This is a genomic window from Archangium sp. (genome assembly GCF_036388035.1).
In the GTDB taxonomy this organism is placed as follows: domain Bacteria; phylum Myxococcota; class Myxococcia; order Myxococcales; family Myxococcaceae; genus Archangium.
On sequence record NZ_DASVSO010000437.1, the window covers coordinates 1 to 22,449 of the forward strand.

Sequence of the window (22,449 nt, forward strand, 5' to 3'; positions counted from 1 at the left end):
CATCCACCGCCGCGAGGCGGTGCTCGAGGCGGCGCTCAAGGCCTACGGCCAGCAGGTGGAGCAGAGCATCCAGCGCCACACCGACGCGGTGGCGGACCCGGAGCTGCGGGGCGTGCTGGCCCAGGCCCTGGCGGGCGAGACGGCGCGGGGGATGGAGTTCACCCCCTACAAGTTCCACGTCTCCGAGGACATCTACACGAGCATCGTCCTGCACTCGGACGAGCAGCGCCAATGGCGCTCGGTCTACCACCCGCGGGTGCTGAGCAAGATGCTCTCCCCGCAGGACCTGCTCGCCTGGACCATCCAGCGCTTCAAGTACGCCGGAGGCACGCTGGACATCGCCTTCAACGACAACCCGCTGAAGCTGCCCGGGCTGTCGAGCTGGCAGAAGCTGATGTACGGCACGACCATCTACTCGTACCTGGCGCCGCTGTGGACGGTGGCCTTCCTCCTGGCGCCCATCGTCTACTTCTTCACCGGCGTCGCCCCGCTCGCCACCTACGACGCGGCGTTCTACGGCCACCTGCTGCCCTTCCTGGTCATCAACCGGCTCGCCTACATGGTGGGCACCTGGGGCGTGAACACCTGGCGCGGCGAGCAGTACTACCTGGGCTTCTTCTGGCTGAACATCAAGGCGCTGCTCGACGTCGTCAACGAGAAGCCGGTGAATTTCCACGTCACGCCCAAGACGCGCGAGGCCAAGCGCTTCCTCGGACTGGTCTCGCCCCACCTGCTCCTGCTGGCCCTCACCGTGCTCGGCGCGGTGTTCATGGGGGTGCGCATCTTCGCCTTCGGGCAGGGCGACCTGGCGGCGTACATCGCCAACTGCTTCTGGAGCATGAACAACGTGTTGTCGCTGCTGCCCATCATCCATGCGGCGGTGCGCCAGCCTCAAGCCTGAGGAGACGGGATGAACTTCCTACGTGGATTGCTCACGGCGCGCTCGCATCTGGCCTTCCTCCTGGGGCTGGGGATCGCGCTGCTCATCGTGCAAGGGGTCCGTCGGATGACGAGCGAGCCAGGCACGGGCGGCAGTGGAGGGGGGCGGGCGGTGAGCGGCTTCGCACAGGAGCTCAAGCTCCCCGAGGGGCTCTACCCCCTGCGCCCCACCGGAGCGCCCCTCACCGAGGCCGAGCAGCGGTGGGCGCGCTCCGCCTGGAGCTACTTCGAGAAGAACACGCAGCCGAAGACGGGGCTGGTCAACTCGGTGGACGGCTACCCCTCCACCACGCTCTGGGACACGGGCTCGTACCTGATGGGGCTGCTCGGGGCCGAGGCGCTCGGCATCGTGAGCCGGGCCGAGACCGACCGGCGGCTGACCCTGGCCCTCAACAGCCTGGAGAAGCTGCCGCTGTGTGACGGCAAGCTGCCCAACAAGGCGTACAACACCCTCACCCTGGAGATGGTGGACTACGCCAACAACCCGAGGCCCGACTGCATCGGCTGGTCCGCCATCGACGTGGCGCGCATCGGCGTCCCCTTCACCGTCCTCGCCTGGGAGCGGCCGGCCTTCACGCCCCAGGTGCGGCGCATCCTCTCCCGCTGGGGCATGGAGCACGTGGCGGCGAACGGGACCCTCCAGGGCACCGACCGGCCGCGGGCCGGGCCGTTGGTGCGGGTGCAGGAGGGCCGCTTCGGCTACGAGCAGTACGCGGGCAAGTCGCTCTTCCTGCTCGGCCTGCCCGTCGGCGTGGCGATGGACTACGAGGCCTTCGTCGAGCTCACCCCGGTGGAGGGGCAGCTCATCGCCCATGACCGGCGCAAGCCGGAGGAGCACGAGGGCACCCACAACGCGGTGCTCTCCGAGCCCTACATCCTCGAGGGCGTGGAGTTCGGACTGGATGCGGTGACGCTCCCGCTGGCCCGCTCGGTGCTCCACGCGCAGCAGAAGCGCTTCGAGAAGACGGGCAAGCTCACCGCCGTCTCCGAGGACCAGCTGGACCGGGACCCTCGCTTCATCTACTCGAGCGTCATCAGCGGCAACAAGCCATGGGCCGTCTTCACGCCGGACGGGCGCGACGCGGAGAAGATGCGCATCCTCTCCACCAAGACGCTCATCGGGTGGGGCGTGCTCTTCGAGGGCAACTACCCGCGGCGGCTGATCGCGGCCGTCGATGAGATGGTGACGGACTCGGGGCTCTACGCCGGGAAGTATGAGCACGACGGGAGCCTCAACCGGGTGCTCACCGCCAACACCAACGGCATCATCCTGGAGTCCCTGGCCTACCGCGTCCACGGGCCGTGGATTCCGAGCGCCCGGCAGGAGAACGCTCCCGCGGGGCCGTGAGGGCCTGGCGAGCGTGGCCGGAGCGGGGTCCGCGGGGTCCTGAGCCTCTCAAGGAAGGTGTATGAGCGCTCCCCAAGCTCCAGCCGCCTCGAACTCCGAGCGCGACCTTCGCATCGACTTCCTGCGGGGGCTCGTGATGCTCGTGCTGGTGGTCATCCACATCGAGGTGGTGTCCCTGCTCACCTTCCTCGTCTGGGAGCGCGTGGGCCTCATCTCGGGAGGAGAGGGCTTCGTCATCCTCTCCGGCGTGGTGCTGGGAATGGTGTCCAGGAAGCGGGTGGAGACCCGGGGCTGGTCCTACGCGGTCTCCCGGCTGGTGGATCGCGCGGCCCAGCTCTACCGGGTGAACGTGGCCCTCGTCCTCAGCATCGCCCTGCTCACCCTTCTGCCCTTCCTGGACACCACCGAGGTGCGCACCTTCACGGATCGCTTCGCGGACATCACCTACCCGCTCTTCCCCTCCCTCCACGAGGGCTTCTACAGGGTGGTGGGGCGGGTGCTGCTGCTGCGCGCGGGGCCCCACCAGACGCAGATCCTCGGGCTATACGTGGCGCTGCTCCTGCTCACGCCCGCCCTGCTGTGGATGCTCGCGCGGGGCCGGAGCGGGCTGCTCCTCACCTTGAGCTGGCTCGCCTACTTCGCGGCGAAGATGTCGCCGTACAACCTCACCGGCGCCCAGTTCGAGAACGCCTTTCCCCTGCTCATCTGGCAGGTCATCTTCGTCCATGGGCTGGCCGCGGGCTATCACCGGGCCGCGGTGCACGACTTCTTCACGCGGCGGGCGCGCTGGGCCTTCTGGGTGGCGGTGGTGCTCTTCACCGCCTTCTTCGTGCTCGCGCAGTGCACCACCAACCCGGTGGTCCCCGGCTGGGCGAGGCTGGAGTGGATCCGCCCGGAGGTCTACAACCGCCTGCGCTCGGAGTGGTTCGCCAAGGACACCCTGGGCTTGCTGCGCATCGTCAACTACTTCGCCGCCCTGGTGGTGGCCTATGCCCTGCTCGACCGCTTCTGGCCCTTCTTCCAGCGCGCCTTCGGCTGGTTCCTCATCCCGCTCGGCCAAGCGTCGCTCTACGTGTTCATCATCCACCTGTACCTGGTGATGCTCATCTCCAACGTGCGCCCCTTCACCTTCCAGGCGGATGGGACGAGCCTCCTCGTCAACACCGGGGTGCACGGGGTGGCGCTGCTGGTGCTCTGGGCCTGCGTGAAGACGCGCTTCCTGTACCGGTGGATTCCCCGCTGAGGGCGGCCGCTCAGCGCGGCAGGCGCCGGGCCAGCACGAGCGTGTTGCCCTCGGGCCCGTGGCGGTAGTCCATGCGGTCGGCGATCCGGCGCATGAGGCCCAGCCCGCGACCACTCTCCGCGAGCAGCGCCACCTCCGTGGCCTCGTCCGGCTCCGGCCGCTCGAGCAGGCCGTCCGGCATGGGGAGGCCCTCGTCGTGCACCCGCATCTCCAGCTCCTCCTCGGTGACGAGGACGAAGAGCGTCACCGGGTGGCCGGCCTCTCCCCCGTAGGCGTGCTGGATGACGTTGGTCAGTGCCTCCACCACGCACAGCTCCAGCCGCTCGGACTCCTCCTGCGCGAAGCCCACCTCCCTGGCCATCGCCCGCAGCGCGGAGCTCGCCAGGGGGACGTTCTCCAGGCGGCTGTCCAGCCGCAGGGTGATGGCGCGCTCGGAGCTCAATGGGCCCCCTCCGCTCCCCGGTACTCCAGGACCAACAGGGTGACGTCGTCCTCGGGGGGGGCGCCGCCGCGGTAGTCGTCGAGCGTCTGGAGGACCCTGTCACACAGGCCCTCCACGTCCAGGTGCCGGTGCTGCTCGATGAGGCCATGCAGCCGCTCGAGCCCGAAGAGCGCTCCCCGCGGGTCGGTGAGCTCGAAGGCCCCGTCGGTGTAGAGCACCAGCCGGTCCCCCGGCGAGAGGGCCACTTCACCCTCCTCCAGCGTCTCCCCCACGCCCAGGCCGAGCAGGGGTCCCCCCTCGGTGAGGAGGCGGGCCGGCCCCGTGCGCGGCACGAGCAGGGGCGGTGGATGCGCGGCGCTGGTGTAGCGCACCCGCCCGCTCGCGACATCCACCACCAGGTAGCTCACGGTGAAGAAGCGCTCGAAGCGCTCGAAGGGGTACTCGTGCTCAAGCTCCCGCATCACCTCCCGGGGCGAGGCCACGCCCTCGCGCATCACCACGCCTCCGTCCGGGGAGAGGGTGCGTGCCACCGACACCGTGACCATCGCCGAGGGCACCCCATGCCCGCTCACGTCGAGCATGTACACGGCCGCGCACGAGCCCTCCAGGCAGTGGACGTTGAAGATGTCCCCTCCCACCGTGCTGCACGGCACGAAGCGCCAGGCAATGCAAAAGCCCGGCAGGGGCTGCCGGGCTCGGGGCATGAGGGCGCGCTGGATGTCGGCCGCGGCACGTAGGTCCTCCTCCAGCCGTGCCTGCTTCGCCAGCAACTCCCCGTTGAGCCGTTGCAGGGAGCAGGTGAGCTGACGCAGCTGGAGGTGGGTGCTCACCCGGGCCCGCACCTCCTCGGCATGGAACGGCTTGGCGATGTAGTCCGCGGCCCCCAGCCGCAGGCCCCGCACCTTGTCCTCCGGCTCGTCCCGGGAGGAGAGGAAGATGACGGGAGTGTCCGCGAGGACCGGGTCGCGCTTGAGCTCGGCACAGGCCGTGTAGCCGTCCATCACCGGCATCATCACGTCGAGCAGCACCAGGTCCGGGCGCTCGGCGCGCGCGAGCTCCAGCGCCCGCACCCCGTCCTCCGCCTCGAGCACCTCGTGGCCGTCCTGGCGGAGCATGGCCCGGAGCACACGCCGGTTGATGAGCGTATCGTCCACCACGAGGATCCGCCGCCGGCCCTCACCCCGTACGCCCGCCGCACTCCCCGCTGGCGGGCGGGCGGGCACACCGTCGGCCCCCTGCCCCGCGCTTCCAGCCACCGCTCCATCCTCTCCGGGCCCTGGAGCCTCCATCTCTGCCTCCCATGCGTGACGTCAGGCCCTCCTCCGAGGAGATGCCCATGAAGCTGGAGGATGCCAATGCGCCCGCGCGAGGACCCGCCGGCCCCCCGGACGCTCAGGGCGCGAAGTAGCCGGGTGGGTAGACATTTTCCGAGAGTACCTTTCCTCCGGGCCCCACCAGCCGCAGGTGCAGCCCCTGCTCCTTCGCGGGGAGCGGAAGGGAGAGCTCCAACAGGCGCACGCCATTGGCGGGCACGGAGACCTTCGCCTCGCGCGCTTTTCCCCCGGGGGTGGAGGTGATGAGCAGACGCACGCCGTCCAGCGGCTCCAGGCCGTCATTCACCACGTACACCCAGAGGCCCGGCAGCGCGCCGCGGGTGGCGGCGATGGGGAGCAGCGGCTGGTAGGCCCGGGCGAGGGCCGCATGGCCGGGCTTGGGCTTGCGCAGGTAGTCCACCACGCCCCAGTTCACCGAGGGCCAGTGCTCCACGAACATGAACTGGAAGATGCCCGCGACGGGCTGCCACTTCTGCAGGCGCAGGGACTCGGCGGCGAACTGGGTGAGGCGCGCCTGATACTGCTGCGTGTGGCTGATCAGCTCCTCCACGGAGTTGCCCACCGGCACCTTGGCTATCTCGGTGAGCTCCTTGAGCTGGAAGTTGTGGTAGCTCCACACCTCGAGGTTGCTGCCCTGGAGGGGCCAGAGCTGCCCCGGCTGGAGGAACGTCTCGAGGGTGGACAGGTCCGGCACGGCCTGGGCGCCGAACTCCGACACCAGGGACTGGGAGGTCGGCTTTCGGAAGTCGCGGTACGTGCCCGAGTACCAGCCCATCCACAGGTGCTCGGCCGGAGGGGAGTTCTGCTGGGAGGGCCGCGAGGGGTCCTCGGTGGCCAGCACCCCGCCCAGCTCCTGGTCCAGCGCCCGGTTCTGCTCGGGGTCGTAGTCCGGGTACTTGTAGGCCATCCAGTCCGAGGACCAGGGCGCTTCGTTATGGGCGCTCCAGAAGAAGACGGACGGGTGGTGGCCCAGCATGCCGAGCATCTCGCGCAGCTGGCGCACCGCCTCGCGGGTGAAGGCCTCGCCCTCCTGGTAGCCCCACTGCAGGGGGAAGTCCTGCCACACCAGCAGCCCCTCCCGGTCGGCGAGCGCGTAGAACTCCGGGTGGGTGACATGGGCGTGCACCCGCACCGCGTTCACATGCGCCTTGCGCATGAGGGCCAGGTCCTTCTGGAGCCGCCCGTCGGTGAGGTCGGCGAGGTAGAGGCTGGGGATGTAGTTGGTGCCCCGGAGGAAGAAGGGCTGTCCGTTGATGAGGATGCGTCCCTGTGCGTCCCGCGCCACGGTGCGGACGCCGAAGGAGACGGCGAGCGAGTCGGCGCCCCGCTCTCCCTCCACGCGCAGGTGCAGCCGGTAGAGCTCGGGAGTGCCCAGCTCCGCCGGCCACCAGCGCCGAGGCCGCTCCAGGCGCACCTCGGCGGAGAGCCGCTCCCCCCGCGCGAGGAGGGTCCCCTCGGCCACGCTCCGCCCCTTCGGGTCGTCGATGCGATAGCGCACGGTGACGGGCCCGGTGCCCACGGTGCGCGTCAGCCGCGCGGACACCTCCAGGCGCGCCTGGGACTCCGAGGCCTCGAGGGTGACGGCCCGGGCCTCCTCGAGCCACCCGGCCCGGAGCGGCACGAGCGACACCTCTCCCCAGATTCCGCCCGTGTTGGCGTCCTGCCCCCAAAGGCTCCAGGCCCCTCCGGGGCGGGTGTCATGGTGGTTGAGCACGCCCTTGATGAGCCGCTTGCGCAGGCTGAAGTCCGCGGGCCGCTCGTTCGGGCTGTCCACCCGCACCGCCAGCAGGTGCCGCCCCGGCTTCACCTCCGGTGGCACCTGCACGGAGAAGGGGGCGAAGTAGCCCTGGTGTCCTCCCAGCTTCTGCCCGTCGAGGAAGACCTCGGCCCCGTAGTCCACGCCCTGGAAGTGGAGGACCCAGGCCGGGGCCTCCTCGAGCTCCACCTCGCGCATCAGCCACACCACCCCCGCGTGGTCCAGCCCCTGGCGGTACCAGTTCGAGGGCACCGGCATGCTCGGCAGGGACAGCCCCGTGGCGAGTGCCTTCGGAGGCGCGCCCGGCTCCCCCACCATGTAATGCCACGGCCCCGCGAGGCTGCGCGTGCCCGTGCGCTCCGCGGCGGCGGACGCTCCGGCGAGCCCCCAGAGGAGCCAGCCCAGGAGCGCGCCCCAGCTTCTCCAGCAACTCGTGCGTGTCATCATCGGGGTGCCCAGAGGAAGGCCAGGGTGAAGACGCCGTTCTCCACCAGGTTGAGCTCCGAGAGTCGGTTGGGCCCCCAGTTGGCGTAGCTCACGGCCAGGGTGTAGGGCCGGTAGCTGGCGTAGCCCACGCTGTAGGACCAGGTGATGGGAGCGTCTCCGAAAGGGGGGACCCGCAGGGCCGTCATCAAATAGAGGTGGCGCAGGGGCTTGAGCGTCAGGGAGAGGCCGAGCGCGGGCTCGCGCGTCAGCGGCACGTTGATGCGGGTGCCCAGGTCCACCCAGGGCCGCAGGAGCTTGGGCAGCGGGACGCGGTAGGCCAGGTCGAACTCGAGGCCCTCCCACAGGCTGCGAATGGAGTCCAGGCGCACCGGCCCCCAGTTGTTGGCGGTGAGGGAGAAGGTGTTGGGCCGCCAGTCCTCCCACCCCAGGCCCCAGCTGCCGGAGAACACCCCACTGCCAGGGGTGAAACGGAAGTCGTCGAGGAGCTGGTAGGACAGCGAGCCACGCACGAAGGCCCGTCCCACCGGAGACCACCGCACGGTGGCCCCGACCTCGCCCTGCCCGCTGAGCCGCTGGGCGGCGAAGAGCGCTCCGGAGACCGAGGTGGGACGGTGCATCGCCACGGACACGCCGGGAGTCACCGCCGTGGTGCTGGAGGGAATGACCACCGTGCTCCCCGACCCCGGGGTGTCCTCCTCCTCCTCGGGGGGCGTGGGCGTCCCGTCCTGGGGCGGTGGCGCCTCCGCCACCTGCACGGGCTCGGGCGGCGGCACGCGGCACTGCTGCTCTCCCGGGGGGGCGCGCATCTCCGGAGGCAGCTCCGGGGGCGGGGGGACTCTCGGCAACGGGCCGGAGGGCACGGCGGGGACGAAGCCGTAGAGACCCACGCCCTGTCCCTCCTCGCAGCGCCCCGGCAGCACCCGGGCCTGCCCACTGGCGGTGATGCGGCGCGGCGCCCCGCCCGGAGCCGCCGGGTCCAGTCCCCAGCGGCGCAGCCCCTCGCCACTCAAGGGCAGCGGCGCCACCGGCCACAAACGGCGCGGGCCCGCCTCGCCCACCTCTACGTCCCAGACACTCCCCTCGCCCAGCACGAGGCAGAAGTTCCACGAGTGCACCAGGGCGTCGATGTCCCCGGCGAGCTCCGGCCTGCGCTCGGCGGCCTCGGCCAGGCCGAGCAGGGCGATGTCCAGCACCGCCGCGTGCACGCCCCCCGGAAGCTGGGGGCCGAGCTGCTCGGAGGGCAGCCCGAGCCTGTCGGTGGCCGCCTCCCGCAGCGTCGCGAGCGCCTGCCGGGCGGCGGCCTCGTCGCGGCCACACTCGAGCCGCGCCACCGCGGCGAGCAGCGGCAGGGGCTCGGCCGCGAACGCCGCGGAGCCCGACACGAGCAGGAGGGCTCCCAGCGCCGCGCCGCGGCATCTCCCAGGCCGGGCTCGCATGGTCCGTGGACTCACTTGCCGGCGGGAGCGCTCTCGCGCGGAGCCCCCGGCAGGCATTGGGTGGCCGCCACCGTCTCCTCCACGTCTTCCCCCCCGAGCTTCAGCGCGCGGCCGCACTTCTGGCAGGTGGGGTGCAGTGGGCCCAGGGCCTTGTAGAGGAGCGTCTCGAGGATGATGCCGTTGGTGTTCGCGGTGATGGCCTTGTTGTAGCCAATGCCGCTCTCGTAGACGCCCGAGTACCAGCCGCGCTCCGCGTCGTAGGCGCTCCACACGGAGTTGACGAGCACCGAGGAGTACGGGTCCTCGGGGAAGAGCGCGGCGAGCGAGAAGGCCGCCTTGGTGGACAGGCTCTTGAGCTGGTGCTGGTCGGCGCCCGTATCGGTGATGGTGTTCCAGGCGGAGCCCGCGGCGAAGATGGTGTTGTAGACGAAGTAGGGAGGGCGATCGACGTTGTCCTCGGAGACCGCGGTGACGATGCCCGTCCGCTGCCAGCGGCGCTTCTGCACCTCGTAGATGTTGCGGAGCAGCCGGGTGAGCTCGGCGTCGCGGCCGAACTCGAGCGCATCCAGCGCATAGGACTCGGTCACCACGTAGTTGAAGGCGCCGAACTTGCGTGGGTCGCGCATGTCGAAGGCGATGGGCACCCCGTTGATCTCCACCATGCTGGCGTACTGGTTGTCGTAGCGGGCCGAGACACTCTGGTCGAAGCCGAGCAGGGCGAAGGCCTTGCCACCGTACTGCTCGTACCCGAGCCGCCCTTCCTGCAGCGCCTGGTCCTTCTTCGTGGCCGGGTCGAAGACGGCCCCGTACAGCTGCCCATCCTGGATGAGGCGGCAGAACTTCCAGCGCAGGAGCACCTGCCTGGCGGCGTGGGCGTGCTTGGGGTGCATGCAGGACAGCATGTCCAGCCAGGAGGCCAGCCGCGCGAGGTCCAACGCGGAGTAGCCGAGTCCCTCGGCCACCGGCTTGTTGGTGTAGTCGGTGAGCTCCGCCGTCGCCGCGTTGTAGGCCTTGTTGGGAAGCTCGTCCCGGTACAGCCGCAGGGTGCGCAGGGTGGCGAGCAGCGCGACGACGCGGTCATCGAACTCCTTGGGCTCGATGAGGCCCAGGTGCACCGCGGCAATCGTCCCCGCGAGGGACGAGCCGATGTCCCACATGGTGGTGGAGGGATAGCCGTCCACGGAGTTCACCAGGCCGGTCTTCGGCTGGTAGTTCTTCTCGAAGTACTTCCAGGCGATCCGCGCGACCTGCCAGTCGTTGTCACACAGCGGGCGCGTGGCGAGGCAGCGCTGTTGCGGCTCCGGGCTGAAGCAGCCGGCCGGCTTGCCTCCCGGAAGCGGGTTGAGGGGAGTGGGCTGGCGCGCCGGCACGGGAGGACAGGCCTGCACCGGGACAGCGATGGGGGCGGGCGCCGGCGCGGGAGCCGCGGGGCCGGAGGTCGACGGCCCCTTCTGAGGGGGGGCCGGGGGCTCGGGGGACGGGCGCACCGGGGCGGGCTGGGATTTGTCCGAGCCGGCCGGCGCGGCACCGGGCTTCGGCGTGGGAGCCTCCGCTGGCGTGGGCTTGTTCGGATCGGCGGACTGGGCAGGCCCCGGCCTGGCCACGGGCGGCGCGGGCGGTGCCGCCGCTGGCGGATTGGTCTGTGCCGCCACGGTCAACGCCCAGCCAAGGAGCGCCAGCCCAGCGGCCCGGTACAACGCCTTCATCCAGGCCCCCTCGTTCGCCGCACCATCGGATACCCCTCGCGTGTCGCTCTAGGTGAGCACCACCTGGGAGGGCAAAAAGAAAGGTGCCCGCCCCGGTGCGGCCGCACGGTGCATGTTGACGGGCACACGAAAAGCGGCGTGCGGCGCTGGAAACCAGACGGAGTGGACGTGCGGGAGGTACGCCGGGCCGCTCAGTGGCCGCCCAGCGCGGCATCCAGCTTGGCCGCGGCGCTGATGAGGCCCAGGTGGGTGAAGGCCTGGGGGAAGTTGCCGAGCGCCTCCCCGGACAGGCCAATCTGCTCCCCGTACAGCCCCAGGTGGTTGGCATAGGTGAGCATCTTCTCGAAGATGACGCGCGCCTCCTCGACCCGCCCGGCCCCGGTGAGCCCCTCCACCAGCCAGAAGGTGCACATGCTGAAGGTGCCTTCAGCCCCGCCGACGCCGTCCGGGGTGAGCTCCGGCAGGTAGCGGTACACCAGGCTGTCGGAGACGAGCTCCTCGAGGATGCGGTCCAGCGTGGACACCACGCGCGGGTCCGTGGGACCGATGAACCGCACCAGCGGCATGAGCAGCACCGACGCATCCAGGTGCTCCGAGCCGTAGGCCTGCACGAAGGCCCGCCGCCCCGGGTGCCAGCCCTCGCGCATCACCTCGTCGTAGATGGCATCCCGCTCGACCGTCCAGGCGGCATCCGCGGGCAGGCCCCGGTTCTGGGCAATCCGGAGGCCCCGGTCGAAGGCCACCCAGCACATCATCTTCGAGAACACGAAGTGGCGCTGCCCACCCCGCACCTCCCAGATGCCCTCGTCCGGCAGGCGCCAGTGCCGCGTGAGCCACCCGAGCAGCCGCCGCACGTTGCTCCACATCTCGTGAGAGATGGGCTCTCCGTCCCGGTCGTAGAGGTGCAGCGCGTCCATCAGCGCCCCGTAGATGTCCAGTTGCAGCTGGCTGGCGGCCTCGTTGCCGATGCGGACCGGCGCCGAGCCGCGGTAGCCCTCGAGGTGCGGCAGCTCCTGCTCCACCAGGTGGTGCTCGCCCCGGATGCCGTACATGATTTGAAGCGAGCCGTCCGGTGCGAGCTCCGAGCACCGAGCCCCCAGCCATTCGATGAAGCGCTTGGACTCCCGAGCGAAGCCGATGCGCATCAGCGCATGCAGGGTGAGGCTCGCGTCGCGAATCCAGGTGTAGCGGTAGTCCCAGTTGCGCCGCCCCCCGATGGCCTCGGGGATGCTGGTGGTGGGCGCCGCGAGGAGCGCCCCGCTCGGCGCGTACGTCAACAGCTTGAGGACGAGGGCTGAGCGGTGGACCATCTCCCGCCAGCGGCCCCGATACGAGGACTGGCTCAGCCAGCCACGCCAGAACTGCTCCGTCCGGTGAAACTCCTCCCGCACCTCGCCCGCGAGGTCCCTTCCCGCTCGCGCCTCCGGGGCTCCGGCCGCCTCGAGCACGAAGTGGTGATGCTCGCCCTGGGTGAGCACCACCTCCGTGAGGGCATCGGCCCCCTCCAGCCGCAGCGGGGCGGAGGAGCGCAGGCGCAGGCGCAGCGAGGGGCCGTGGAACTCCACCCCGCCCGGCACGAGGAGCGACTCATGCCCGGCACGCCCGTAGTCGAACCGCGGTCGGCACACCACCCGGAAGCGCATCGCCCCCCGGACGACCTTGATGGACCGGATCAACCGGTGCTGGAACGGGCCCTGGCCCGTCCCGTCGTCCACGGGCATGAAGTCGGTGATTTCGCCGACGCCGTCCTCGGAGAGGAAGCGAGTCACCAGGATGTTGGTGTCTGGGAGGTAGAGCTGCTTGAAGGTGCAGCTCGGGTCGGCGGGAGCAATCTGGAAGCGCCCCCCGCGCGCATCGTCCAGCAGCGCCCCGAACACGCTGGGCGCATCGAAGCTCGGGAAGCACAGCCAGTCGATGGAGCCGTTGATGCCGCATAGAGCCACCGTGTGTAGGTCCCCGATGACGCCATAGTCCTCGACAGGTAGGTAGGGCATGAAGGATGTCTGTGGTTGGGGCCTCGTGGCCCTCAGGGGTCTTCGGGGGGAAGGAGCTCCGGAGGCGCGCCGTAGCGCCTGGTGACATAGGCAGCCAGGGCCTCCAGGCCCTCGGCCGCGCTGAAGTGGTGGACCCGGGTGCGGACCAGGCTCTCTCCGGTGCGCAGGGTGTAGCCCCCGCCCCGCGCGGGCCAGAAGGCCCCTACCTCGACTCCACCGACCCGCACGCTCCAGGCATGCGTGAAGGTGCTCCGGCTCACCTCTGAAGGTTCCGTCACAGGCTCGCGCCCCCTTCCACGGCCAACGGCACCCGGCGGGAAGCACCCCCGTCAGCCGGTTGCCCTGAACATTTGCCCGGAATCCCTGGGGTGCCACCCGCGCGCTTCCTCGCGAGCGCGGGCGAGTTGGCATCAGCCGACCGAGCGCCAGCCAGCCCAGAGACGCCCTGGGAGGGTCACGCACCCGTGGTGTGGGCCAGTCCCCCTGGCCGCCCGGCGAGAGAGAGGGTGTGCGGAATCCGTGCAGGCGGCCCGCGCATCTGCGAGGCTCGCCGGGCCGTGCATCTCGAGATGCCCCTCATCATCGGCCTCATGGTGGCCGCCAGCGCCCTCGCCATCGCGGCCAAGCGCGTCCGCATTCCCTACAATGTCGCGCTGGTGGTGGGCGGCTTGCTCATCTCCGTGGGGGGCATCCTCCCGGGCATCCCCCCGCTCAACCCCGAGGTCGTCTTCCTCGTCTGCCTGCCCCTGCTCCTCTTCGAGGGCGGCATCACCGCGGACGTGGCCAACGTGCGCGCCAACCTCGTGCCCATCGCCACCCTGGCCACCCTGGGCATGGTGCTGGCCATCGCCGCCACCGGCACGGCACTCCACTACGCCCTGGTGCTCGCCTGGGGCCCCGCGCTGCTGCTCGGGGCCATGCTCGCCGTCACCGACACCGTCTCCATCCTCTACGCCTTCCGCCGCGCCCCCGTGCCCCGGCGCCTCGCCGGCATCATGCAGGGCGAGAGCCTCTTCAACGACGGCACCGCCCTCGTGGCCTACGCGGCCATCGCCGCCGTGGTGGTGGGCGGGGACGCCTCCTACTCCGTGCCACTCATTGGCGCCAAGGTGCTGGGAGCCACCCTCGGGGGGCTCGCCATCGGCCTCACCCTGGGCCTCGGGGCCGGCTTCGTCATCCGCCACACCGAGGATCCGCTCGCCGAAATCATGGTGACCACGGCGCTGGCCTTCGCCGCCTTCGTGGTGGGCGAGCAACTGCACCTCTCGGGCGCCATCGCCGCCGTGACGGCCGGGTTGAGCACCGGCATCAACCTGCGGCGCCACGTGGCCCCGCAGAGCCAGGTGGCCATCCACACCTTCTGGGAGTACGCCGCCTTCGGGGTGAACACCTTCCTGTTCCTCTCGGTGGGGCTCACCACGCGGCCCGAGACGCTGGTGCGCTACATGCCGCAGACGCTGCTCGCGGTGGCGTGCGTCTTCGTCGGGCGCGCGGTGGCCATCTACCTGCCCTTCCTGCTGCTGCGGTGGGTGCGCCCCTCCGAGGCCGTGCCCATGCGCTGGCAGCACGTCTTCATCCTCGGCAACATCAAGGGCGCGCTCTCCATCGGTCTGGCGCTCGGTCTGCCCGAGGCCACGCCCTCGCGCGAGCTGCTGGTGTCCACCGCCTTCGGCGTCACCTTCCTGTCCCTGGTGCTCCAGGGGCTGATGCTCACCGACATCCTCAAGCGGCTCGGCCTCTTCCACGAGGATCCGGTGGCGTACGCGGTGGCCGAGCAGCAGGCGCGCCTCATCGCCAGCCGCGCCGCGCGCCAGGAGCTGGAGGTGCTGCACGACCAGGGCCTCATCCCCCGCGCGGCCTACGAGCACCTGCGCAGCGACTACCAGGTGGGCATCGCCGGGGCCGAGCGCGAGCTGCGCCGGCTCAGCGAGCAGCACCTGGCGCAGGGGGCCCGCATCGTCCTCGCCACGCGCCGCCGGCTCATCGACGCGGAGCGCACCGCGCTGCTGTCGGCCCGGCGCGCCGGCCTCATCCCCGAGGCCACCGCCGAGGCCCAACTGGCCAAGCTGGACGAGCGCACGCTGGAGCTGGAGCACGTGCTGTCGGGCGGCCCTGACGGTGAAGCGAGCAGCGAGAGGAACGTGTCATGAAGATCGTCATCGCGGGTGGAGGGCGGGTGGGGAGCACGCTGGCGGCGCGGCTGGTGACGGAGCACCACCAGGTGACGGTGGTGGAGCGGGACGCGGCCACGTGCAGCCGGCTCTTCGAGGACATCGGCGTGGTGACGGTGTGTGGGGACGCCACGGACCCGCACGTGCTGGATTCGGCGGGCGTCGCCAACGCGGACATCGCGGCCGGGGTGCTGGCGCGCGACGCGGAGAACCTGGCCTTCGCCACGCTGGTGCGCTCCATGGGCAGCGCGCGGGTGATGGTGCGCATGCTGGACACCCGCTACCGGGACGCCTACCGGCTCGCCGGGGTGAGTGAGCTGGTGGAGGAGGCCGAGGTGGTGGTGGCGAAGATGACCACGGCCATCGACTTCCCGCAGGTGGCGGGCTCGCTGCCGCTGGCGGCCGGGGACGCCATCCTCTTCGAGCTGGAGGTGAGCGCGAAGGCGCTGGTGTCCGGGCGCACGGTGGCGCAGGTGCGCGGCATGCCGGACTTTCCCCGCGAGTGCGTGTTCATCGGCCTGTTGGACCCGGAGGGCCGCATCACGCTGCCGGACGGAGGCACGGTGCTGCGCGCGGGGAACACCGTCATCCTCGTGGCCCGCCGCGCCGAGCTGGCCCGGGCCGTGGAGTGCCTCACCGCCGAGCTCCAGAGCCAGGCGGACACCCCGCTCGCCGGGATGCTGCGCAAGGTGGACTTCCTCGCGCCGCTGAGTGACGAGGAGCTCTCCACGGTGGCGCGCGGCGCCGAGTACCTCCGCAAGGAGCCGGGCGAGGCCATCTTCAAGAAGGGCGACGCGGGGGAGACGTTCTACGTCGTCGTCTCCGGGCAGGTGAACCTGGTGGCCGAGGGTGGGCGCGTGGTGGAGACGGTGAAGCCCGGAGGCTTCTTCGGAGAGATCGCCCTGCTCACCGGAGAGCCGCGCTCCACGAGCGCCGCGGCCGCCACCGCGTGCGAGCTGGCCAGCGTGGGCCGCGATGACTTCCGCGGCGTGGTGATGGCCAATCCCGCCATGGCGTTGGAGATGAGCCGCATCCTCGGGCAGCGGCTGGCGAAGATGGCCCAGCAGGACCGCGCGCCCCAGAAGCGCAAGGGCCTCTTCGGGCGCTGAGAGCCCCACGCATCGTTCAGTTCAGGAGAGGTGCTCTCTTGTGAGGTAAGCAGCTAACTGAGGGCCTCCATATCCGACGGTTCCGGAGGCACACAGCGCATTGCTCCAGTGGACAGCCGTAAGTACCCTGTAACAGAGGTACAACATGAGTGACGGCAGCCTCTCCTTCGACATCCGTGAAGTCCCCGACCCAGAAGGTGGGCTCGTGCTCAAGTTGCTCGTAGAGGGGGACTCTATCGCCACCGCACGAGCAAGCGCCGATGTCCTCGCACAAATGCAGGAGCGGCTGGGCATGGATCGCACGGCGGTCGCCGCGGAGCTCCGTCTCGCGTTGCGCGAGCACATCAAGAAGCGATTTCAGAAGGTCCTGACTTTTTCCAAGCCCATCGAGGAGCCGTCGCGTCCCCTCCGCTTCCACAGCGAGTACACGTACCGCGACCTCGATTCCGTCGACGCAGGCCTTGTCTGGTACGACGTACGAGCTGGTGAGACAGGACCGGAGTCTGTCCCGGAAGTCGTCCGCAACAAGATGCGCTCCGAGGTACACAAGCACCTCACTTCAAGTACAACGACGACCCAGGAGATCATCAAACTCCTCGAGTAGGCCAGCTCACCGATGACAGCCCATCTCCCGCTGCTGGTGTTCGACACCAACATCCTCATGGACATCTGGCTGGGCCGGGATGGCAACCAAGCGACGCTGCTTTTGGAGCTGGCGGAAGAAAAGCGTATCGAGTTGGTCGTGCCCGAGTACGTCCTGCTTGAATTCCAAGGGACCGCGCTTCGCTATGTACAAGGCGAGAAAGCCAAGCTGGGCCAGCAGGTTCGCCCAGTGGTGAATGGATGGCTCCGCAGCAAGGCTCTGGGCGAGGAGGCAGCTGATCTCATCCACGAAGGCCTCAAGAGGGTGGAACAACGCCTCGCGGAGCAAAGGAAGGCATTGCCGGAGATTGCGAAGCGAATTGCCAGCATCGCGCGCGTCGCCAGGCACACACCTGACGTGCATTTCCGAGGAGACCTTCGGCACCTCGCAGGAGCACCGCCAGACCGCCCCGTCGACGGTTTGAACGATTGCCGCATTTACGAAGCCATCCTCGAAATCGCGAGGGCCGATCGTGCCAACGAACGCACCAAGATCATGGCTACAAAGGACAATGACTTCGATTATCCGGAATTGAAAGCCGAGCTGGCGAATCTCGGTTTCACCATTCGTAATGACCTCGGCGCGCTTTACGGGGAGTTCCGCGGAAAACCGTAGCCCGTGGGGAGGTGTTTCCCCAAGGGGACAGTAGCCTCCGCTGAGATGGGGCCAAGCGCTTCCCGCCCAGCGCCCACACCGTCACTTCGGCATCGGCACGCCCAGGTCCTCGAGGACCTTGAAGTCGAACACCAGCATCCCGCCCCAGGAGAAGGCGCCGTCGTTGGCGAGGTCGAACTGGGCGAAGGGCATCAGCGAGACGATGTCGAGGAAGCCCACCCGAGGCCCGACGCCGAGCTGCCGGGGGCGGCGCTCCAGGCCTTCCACGCGCTTGGACCAGAGGAAGTGCGCCCCCACGCCGAACTTGAGCTCCCGGGCCCAGGAGCGCGCATAGGGAGCCCAGTTGAGGGGGCGGAAGTCGAGCGCGGCGTAGGGACCGAGGTGCTCGGCCGCGAAGAGGTTGGCCGCGTCACCGTAGACGCCCGCGGACCAGAACCACGAGGGCACCCGCTGCGCCGTGCCCTGCGCGTCGAAGCGCCACTCGCCCAGCGAGCCGCTCAGGTGCAGCCCCAGCCCGGTCGAGCCCACCCACTCGCCCTGGTACCGATACCCCAGGGCGGCCGGGCGGATGAAGAAGCGCAGCCGCCGGCCGAGGGGATTGGGATCCTTCCAGCTCGAGTGGGGCCCCGCCTCGGGGCTGTCGCACTCGTCGCCGAGTCCATCGTTGTCCGCGTCGGCATGCTCCCCGCGCGCCACGGGAACACGCGGGCAGAGATCGCAGACGTCCCCCATCCCATCCCCGTCGCTGTCCTCCTGGCCCGGGTTCTCATCGAACGAGCAGTTGTCGGCGCACTCCCGCATCCGGTCGGGATGACAGGACGGCGCCTCCGTCCGCCCCGGAGGGAGATCCGGCACGCCATCCCCATCACTGTCGGCGACAGGCGCGGAAGCGGTCACCGGTGCGGGTTGGGCGACGGCCGGGGCCGCCGCGAGCAGCAGGAAGAGAGCCAGCGGGAGCGGAGCGGAGCGCATCAGAGGCAGAGCCCGAAGACGTTGGAGTCACTGCAGAGGAGCGCGTGCGAGGCCGCCGGCAGGCGTCGGATGGTGGCCTCGTCCTGCACCCACGAGGGGAGCCTGTCCCGCGTAAACTGGTCCGGCACGAGGCTGTCGCCCTCCACCCGGACGGCCCCCTCGGCGCTGGGAAACTGGGGGAGCAGGAACGGCGTCTCCACGTTGTTGCCCTGGATGATGCGGATGTAGTCGAGCTTGCGCACGGGCTCGAAGTAGCCCGTCTTGGTGTCCTGGAGGAGCGCCCGGGCCCGCCCGAGCAGCTCCCTGTCGATGAACCGCGAGAGGTTCGCGGGCCCGGGGCTCGTGGTCAGCAGCCCGGCATTCATCCAGGTGGCGTCGAGGAACAGGTCCGGCCGGCTCGGGTTGCCCTGGGCGATGCTCCAGCGCGGCAGCATCTGGTAGACGGAGGGCCAGGTCCGCACCACGTCCTTCGGAATGGTGTTGTCGAGGAACGTCCCATACAGCAGGGCATTCAAGGCGTTCACCGTGCCGAAGAACGGCACGCCCACGAAGCACACGCTCTGCACGAGCCGGGTCATCTCCTCGGTGCCGAGGTGGCGGGCGGCGGCCAGCACCACCAGCCCCCCTTGCGAGTGCGCCACGAGCCGCCAGCGGTCTCCGTTCGGAGCCTCGGCCTTGAGGTATTCGGCGAGGCGCCTGCCGCTGTAGCGGATGTCCAGGCGCCAGTCGTAATCGAAGAACTCCCACTTGGGGAAGGTGTGCGCGAAGGGCTCGTAGGCGAGCGTCATGTACCCGCGAGCGACGAGCGGGTTGTTCAGCGGCTCGAGTACGTCCGGGTCCGGCGAGTGCTCGCAGCTCGGCTCCCGCGCGGCCGTGGCCTGGGTGAGCAGCTCGAAAATGGTCGCGGCCCGTGCTCCCGCCGCGGTCTGGTAGAGCACTCCCCCCGTTCCCGGGACCAGCATCTGACGCCGAGGCATGGGCTCCTCCCGCTCAGGCTCGAATGCCAACACAGCCGCGTGCGGATGGCACGAGGCACATGTCGGCAACAGCCATAACACGACAGCCCGACACCCCGATTCAACAGCGAACGTCAGTGAAGCAAGGGCTCCTGTTCCAGCGTGGGCCGGGACGGCTCCACCGGTGGGGGCGGCAGCGGGTCGATCTCGATGGCATCGATGTAGCACCAGCCCCAGTGCTCGCCCGGCTCGAAGGAGCGCATCAGCGGATGGCCCGTGGCCTCATAGTGCTTCGCGGCGTGTCGGCCGAAGGACGAGTCACAGCAGCCCACGTGGCCACACGTCAGGCACATCCGCAGGTTGTGCCAGCGCAGGCGCAAGGCCAGGCAGGCCTCGCAGCCCGAGGTGAGGGGGCGCACGTCCCGCTGTAGCAGCTCCAGGTGCGCGCAAGCGGTGGCCGTGCCGTGCCGCATCCCGCCCATCGTCCCCAGCATGCGCCGGGGTCCGGAGACGGGCCCGTGCTCGGGTACGCCCTCGTGGCGCAGCGCGGCGAGCAACCCGTTCATGGACTCCTCCGCCACGCCCGCCGAGTGCAGCACCCGCGTCACTGCCTCCAGCGCCGTCTCGAACTCGCCGGCCACGATGTCGCTCGCGCCCCGCTCCCGCAGGTCCCCGATGTCCCGCAGCCGGGGCACCTTCACCAGGATGGGCACGTCCGGCGACAGCCTCCGCGCCGCCGACACCGCCCGCTGGGAGCCCTCCGGATCGCTGATGAGCAACACCAGGGCACGCGCCCGGTGGATGCCCGCCCGCTCCAATATCTCCGGACTGGTGATGTCCCCGTAGTACATGACCTCGCCGCGCCGCCGCGCCGCGGCCACCACGTGAGGGTCCAACTCGATGACCACGTGCGGCAGGTGGCTCGCGCGCAGGGCCCGCACCACCATGCGCCCGGCGGTGCCCAACCCCGCGACGATGAAGTGGCCGGAGAGCTCCTCGTGCTCGGGCTCCAGCCGGTGGGGCCCATGCGCGCCGAACAGCACCTCCAGCGGCCGGAGGTGCGCCACGCCCGCCGCCAGCCGGGGGGCGAAGCTCAGCGCCACCGGCGTCACCGCCATGGTCAGGACGCTCATGCACACGAAGAGATTCCGCTCCTCGCCGCTGAGCAGCCCCACCTCCAGCCCCGCGTTGGCCAGCACGAAGGAGAACTCTCCAATCTGCGCCAGGCCCACGCCCGCCATCACCGCCACCCGGGGCGGAAAGCGCATCACCAGCGCCCCCACCCCGCCGAGCACGGCCTTGCCCACCAGCACGCCCGCCACCAGCGTCGCCACCAGCACCGGGTGCTCCAGGACGACGCGCACGTCGAAGAGCATGCCGATGGAGATGAAGAAGAGGCTGGCGAATGTCTCGCGCAGCGGCAGCATGTCCGCCAGCGCCTGGTAGCCGTAGTCGCTGTCCGCCAGCGCCACCCCGGCCAGGAAGGCACCCAGCGCGAGCGACAGGCCCGCCAGGGTGGTGAGCCATGCGATGCCCGCGAACAGGCCCAGCACCGCGAGCAGGAAGAGCTCGCGCCGATGCGTGCCCGCCACCACCTCGAGGAACCTCGGCACCACCGCCCGGCCGAAGGCCACCGTGGCCACCACCAGCAACACCGCCTTGGCCAGCACCCAGGCCATGGCCCCCACGCCCACCTCCCGTCCGGCCAGCAGCGGGATGGCCAGCATCATCGGCACCACGCACAGGTCCTGGAAGATGAGCGCGCCCACGATGAGCCGGCCATGGGGCGCGTCCGTCTCCTGCCGCTCGGCGAGCGCGCGCAGCACGATGGCCGTGCTGGAGAGCGCCACCAGGAAGCCGAAGAAGATGCCCCGCCGGGGCGAGAAGCCCAGCGCCACGGACACCGCCACCACCGCGAGCAGGGTGAGGGCCACCTGGAGGCCCCCTCCCAGGGTGAGCACCTTCCACAGCCGCCTCAGCCGCTCGAGGGAGAACTCCAGCCCGATGCCGAAGAGCAGCAGGCCCACGCCGATTTCCGCCAGGGCCTCCAGCCGCCAGGTGTCCCGCACCCAGCCGAGACCACTCGGGCCGATGAGCGCACCGGCGGCGATGAGGCCCGCGATGGTGGGAAGGCGCAGCCGGCTGAGCGCCAGCACCGCCACCACCGCGACCCCGAAGACGACCACCAATTCCTGGAGGAGCTCGGGAGCCTGCATGGACGCGCCTCCGCGTCTCTCCCTCCAGGGTAACGCCCGCCCCGGTTCAGCGCTCGAAGTCCACGCCGACGCCGAGGCCCGCCGTGAAGCCATTCACCAGCCGGCCGTCCTCCTGGGGGAACTGCTCCGTGCCGCCCAGGACGAGGCCGTAGAGCGCGGGCATGAAGCGGTGACGCACCTCGGCGGCCACCGAGTAGCGCGGCTTGCCCGTGAGGTCGGTGAGGATGGTGCGCAGCTCGACCACCGACTTGCCGCCGGGCAGGTGCGCCTGCACCACGGCGTCCGCGTCCACCCGGCCCGTGCTGACGAAGTACTCGCCGGACGCGCTCGCCGTCAGCGCCAGGTCCCCCTCCCCACCGGGGCTCACCGTCGCCACCACCTCGCCGTAGCCGGAGAAGGTCGTCGGCAGCAGCTCCTCGGAGAGCGGCAGCTCGCGCAGGCCCACGCCGGAGAAGCGCGAGAACTCGTAGCCCGCGCCGAAGAAGCCGAAGCGGAAGCGGCCGCCCTGGCGCCGCGCCTCCAGCCGGCCGCTGAGGTCCACCGTCTCCTTGGGCTTGCCCGCCACCACCAGGCCGAGCGCCGCGCCGTAGTCCGGCACCGACTCGATCAGCGTGTCCGCCCGGGCGCCCGCCGCGGCCTGCACCCAGAGCTGCACCTTCTCGGCCTTCACCGCGCCCACCTGCAGGCCGAGGCTCGCCGCGGAGAGGGCCGGGGCCGTCCCGCCGCCCTTGCCGAAGTCGTGCGCCACGTCCAGCGAGAGGAGGTAGCGGTCGTAGGCCTTCTCCTCCTGGCTCAGCACGCGGCCCAGGTCCAGGCGGACCTCGCCGGCGAAGAGGCGCGTGGCCAGCACGTCGCTGGCGAAGAGCTCCACCCGGGTGGGCCCGAGGTACGCGGTGACGTTGGCGCCCGCGGGGTGGTAATCCGGCGAGAGCCGGTTGTGGTAGCGGTTCACCAGCCACCCCGCCCCGAGCGAGTACACGGAGAAGCCGCCCGCGCGCAGCTGGACGCGGCCATCATCCCGGCCGACGCGCAGCTCGCGCAGAATCTGGGCGAAGTCGCTGCGCTCGTCCCAGTCCTGGCGCCGCAGCCGGCCGCCGTAGTCCTGCTCGGCCTGCAGGGGCT

At 70.4% G+C, this 22,449-nt stretch carries 18 protein-coding genes; 7 read left to right on the forward strand and 11 right to left on the reverse strand.

Translation table 11 applies throughout. The features are described 5' to 3' along the window. The 3 genes from VF697_RS17520 to opgC all read left to right on the forward strand — a co-directional run. Positions 1–901: glycosyltransferase family 2 protein (locus VF697_RS17520; protein ID WP_331096433.1), on the forward strand; the 901-nt coding region annotated here is incomplete at its 5' end. Between the two features lie 9 nt (positions 902–910). Next, entirely contained in the window at positions 911–2,287 is a 1,377-nt protein-coding gene (locus VF697_RS17525; RefSeq protein ID WP_331096435.1) for a DUF3131 domain-containing protein, read from the forward strand. A gap of 61 nt (positions 2,288–2,348) precedes the next feature. Next, positions 2,349–3,530, forward strand: coding sequence for an OpgC domain-containing protein (gene opgC / locus VF697_RS17530; protein ID WP_331096437.1), 1,182 nt, complete (start codon positions 2,349–2,351; stop codon positions 3,528–3,530). 10 nt (positions 3,531–3,540) lie between these two features. On the opposite strand, the gene VF697_RS17535 is transcribed toward opgC, so the two are convergent. From VF697_RS17535 to VF697_RS17565, 7 genes are all read right to left on the reverse strand, one after another. Next, positions 3,541–3,972: an ATP-binding protein gene (locus tag VF697_RS17535; RefSeq protein ID WP_331096439.1), complete on the reverse strand. Its 432-nt coding sequence runs from the start codon at positions 3,970–3,972 to the stop codon at positions 3,541–3,543. Continuing rightward, positions 3,969–5,228 (reverse strand): PP2C family protein-serine/threonine phosphatase, encoded by a 1,260-nt coding sequence (locus VF697_RS17540; protein ID WP_331096440.1) that lies wholly within the window; start codon positions 5,226–5,228, stop codon positions 3,969–3,971. Before VF697_RS17540 ends, VF697_RS17535 begins: the two co-directional genes overlap by 4 nt. Positions 5,229–5,364: 136 nt before the next feature. Continuing rightward, entirely contained in the window at positions 5,365–7,509 is a 2,145-nt protein-coding gene (locus VF697_RS17545) for a glycoside hydrolase family 2 protein (RefSeq protein ID WP_331096442.1), read from the reverse strand. Then, on the reverse strand, positions 7,506–8,945 hold the full coding sequence (locus VF697_RS17550; RefSeq protein WP_331096444.1) for a hypothetical protein: 1,440 nt from the start codon (positions 8,943–8,945) through the stop codon (positions 7,506–7,508). The genes VF697_RS17545 and VF697_RS17550 overlap by 4 nt, the downstream gene beginning before the upstream one ends. An 11-nt stretch (positions 8,946–8,956) precedes the next feature. Then, positions 8,957–10,651 carry a DUF3131 domain-containing protein gene (locus VF697_RS17555; RefSeq protein WP_331096446.1) on the reverse strand — a complete coding sequence of 565 codons (1,695 nt, stop codon included), beginning with the start codon at positions 10,649–10,651 and terminating at the stop codon, positions 8,957–8,959. Positions 10,652–10,842: 191 nt separating this feature from the next. Next, positions 10,843–12,645 (reverse strand): glycoside hydrolase family 15 protein, encoded by a 1,803-nt coding sequence (locus tag VF697_RS17560; protein WP_331096448.1) that lies wholly within the window; start codon positions 12,643–12,645, stop codon positions 10,843–10,845. A 32-nt stretch (positions 12,646–12,677) separates the two neighbouring features. Then, on the reverse strand, positions 12,678–12,923 hold the full coding sequence (locus VF697_RS17565) for a hypothetical protein (RefSeq protein WP_331096450.1): 246 nt from the start codon (positions 12,921–12,923) through the stop codon (positions 12,678–12,680). Between the two features lie 279 nt (positions 12,924–13,202). Between VF697_RS17565 and VF697_RS17570 the strand changes: the two genes are divergently transcribed. The 4 genes from VF697_RS17570 (at position 13,203) to VF697_RS17585 (ending at position 17,183) form a co-directional block, all read left to right on the forward strand. Beyond that, entirely contained in the window at positions 13,203–14,795 is a 1,593-nt protein-coding gene (locus tag VF697_RS17570; RefSeq protein ID WP_331096452.1) for a cation:proton antiporter, read from the forward strand. Next, on the forward strand, positions 14,792–15,925 hold the full coding sequence (locus tag VF697_RS17575) for an NAD-binding protein (RefSeq protein ID WP_331096453.1): 1,134 nt from the start codon (positions 14,792–14,794) through the stop codon (positions 15,923–15,925). Before VF697_RS17570 ends, VF697_RS17575 begins: the two co-directional genes overlap by 4 nt. 145 nt (positions 15,926–16,070) lie before the next feature. After that, positions 16,071–16,529, forward strand: a complete 459-nt coding sequence (locus VF697_RS17580; RefSeq protein WP_331096455.1) for a hypothetical protein — start codon at positions 16,071–16,073, stop codon at positions 16,527–16,529. A gap of 12 nt (positions 16,530–16,541) precedes the next feature. Then, positions 16,542–17,183, forward strand: a complete 642-nt coding sequence (locus VF697_RS17585) for a PIN domain-containing protein (protein WP_331096457.1) — start codon at positions 16,542–16,544, stop codon at positions 17,181–17,183. Between the two features lie 81 nt (positions 17,184–17,264). Here VF697_RS17585 and VF697_RS17590 read toward each other — a convergent pair whose 3' ends face one another. The 4 genes from VF697_RS17590 to VF697_RS17605 all read right to left on the reverse strand — a co-directional run. Continuing rightward, a complete protein-coding gene (locus VF697_RS17590; RefSeq protein ID WP_331096459.1) occupies positions 17,265–18,155 on the reverse strand; it encodes a thrombospondin type 3 repeat-containing protein in 891 nt (296 codons plus the stop codon). Then, positions 18,155–19,132 carry an esterase/lipase family protein gene (locus tag VF697_RS17595; RefSeq protein WP_331096461.1) on the reverse strand — a complete coding sequence of 326 codons (978 nt, stop codon included), beginning with the start codon at positions 19,130–19,132 and terminating at the stop codon, positions 18,155–18,157. Before VF697_RS17595 ends, VF697_RS17590 begins: the two co-directional genes overlap by 1 nt. 113 nt (positions 19,133–19,245) lie before the next feature. Continuing rightward, the gene (locus VF697_RS17600) at positions 19,246–21,327 is read right to left on the reverse strand and encodes a cation:proton antiporter (RefSeq protein WP_331096463.1); all 2,082 of its coding nucleotides are present in this window, start codon (positions 21,325–21,327) and stop codon (positions 19,246–19,248) included. A gap of 46 nt (positions 21,328–21,373) precedes the next feature. Continuing rightward, positions 21,374–22,449, reverse strand: a 1,076-nt coding sequence (locus VF697_RS17605; protein WP_331096465.1) for a hypothetical protein, incomplete at its 5' end; no start/stop codon positions are given.

Coding starts and splice junctions, on each gene's coding strand:
- VF697_RS17585 (WP_331096457.1), top strand. CDS start 16,542: ATGACAGCCCATCTCCCGCTGCTGGTGTTCGACACCAACATCCTCATG.
- VF697_RS17595 (WP_331096461.1), bottom strand. CDS start 19,132: ATGCCTCGGCGTCAGATGCTGGTCCCGGGAACGGGGGGAGTGCTCTAC.
- VF697_RS17555 (WP_331096446.1), bottom strand. CDS start 10,651: ATGAAGGCGTTGTACCGGGCCGCTGGGCTGGCGCTCCTTGGCTGGGCG.
- VF697_RS17600 (WP_331096463.1), bottom strand. CDS start 21,327: ATGCAGGCTCCCGAGCTCCTCCAGGAATTGGTGGTCGTCTTCGGGGTC.
- VF697_RS17575 (WP_331096453.1), top strand. CDS start 14,792: ATGAAGATCGTCATCGCGGGTGGAGGGCGGGTGGGGAGCACGCTGGCG.
- VF697_RS17525 (WP_331096435.1), top strand. CDS start 911: ATGAACTTCCTACGTGGATTGCTCACGGCGCGCTCGCATCTGGCCTTC.
- VF697_RS17580 (WP_331096455.1), top strand. CDS start 16,071: ATGAGTGACGGCAGCCTCTCCTTCGACATCCGTGAAGTCCCCGACCCA.
- VF697_RS17590 (WP_331096459.1), bottom strand. CDS start 18,155: ATGCGCTCCGCTCCGCTCCCGCTGGCTCTCTTCCTGCTGCTCGCGGCG.
- VF697_RS17560 (WP_331096448.1), bottom strand. CDS start 12,645: ATGCCCTACCTACCTGTCGAGGACTATGGCGTCATCGGGGACCTACAC.
- opgC (WP_331096437.1), top strand. CDS start 2,349: ATGAGCGCTCCCCAAGCTCCAGCCGCCTCGAACTCCGAGCGCGACCTT.
- VF697_RS17550 (WP_331096444.1), bottom strand. CDS start 8,945: ATGCGAGCCCGGCCTGGGAGATGCCGCGGCGCGGCGCTGGGAGCCCTC.
- VF697_RS17545 (WP_331096442.1), bottom strand. CDS start 7,509: ATGATGACACGCACGAGTTGCTGGAGAAGCTGGGGCGCGCTCCTGGGC.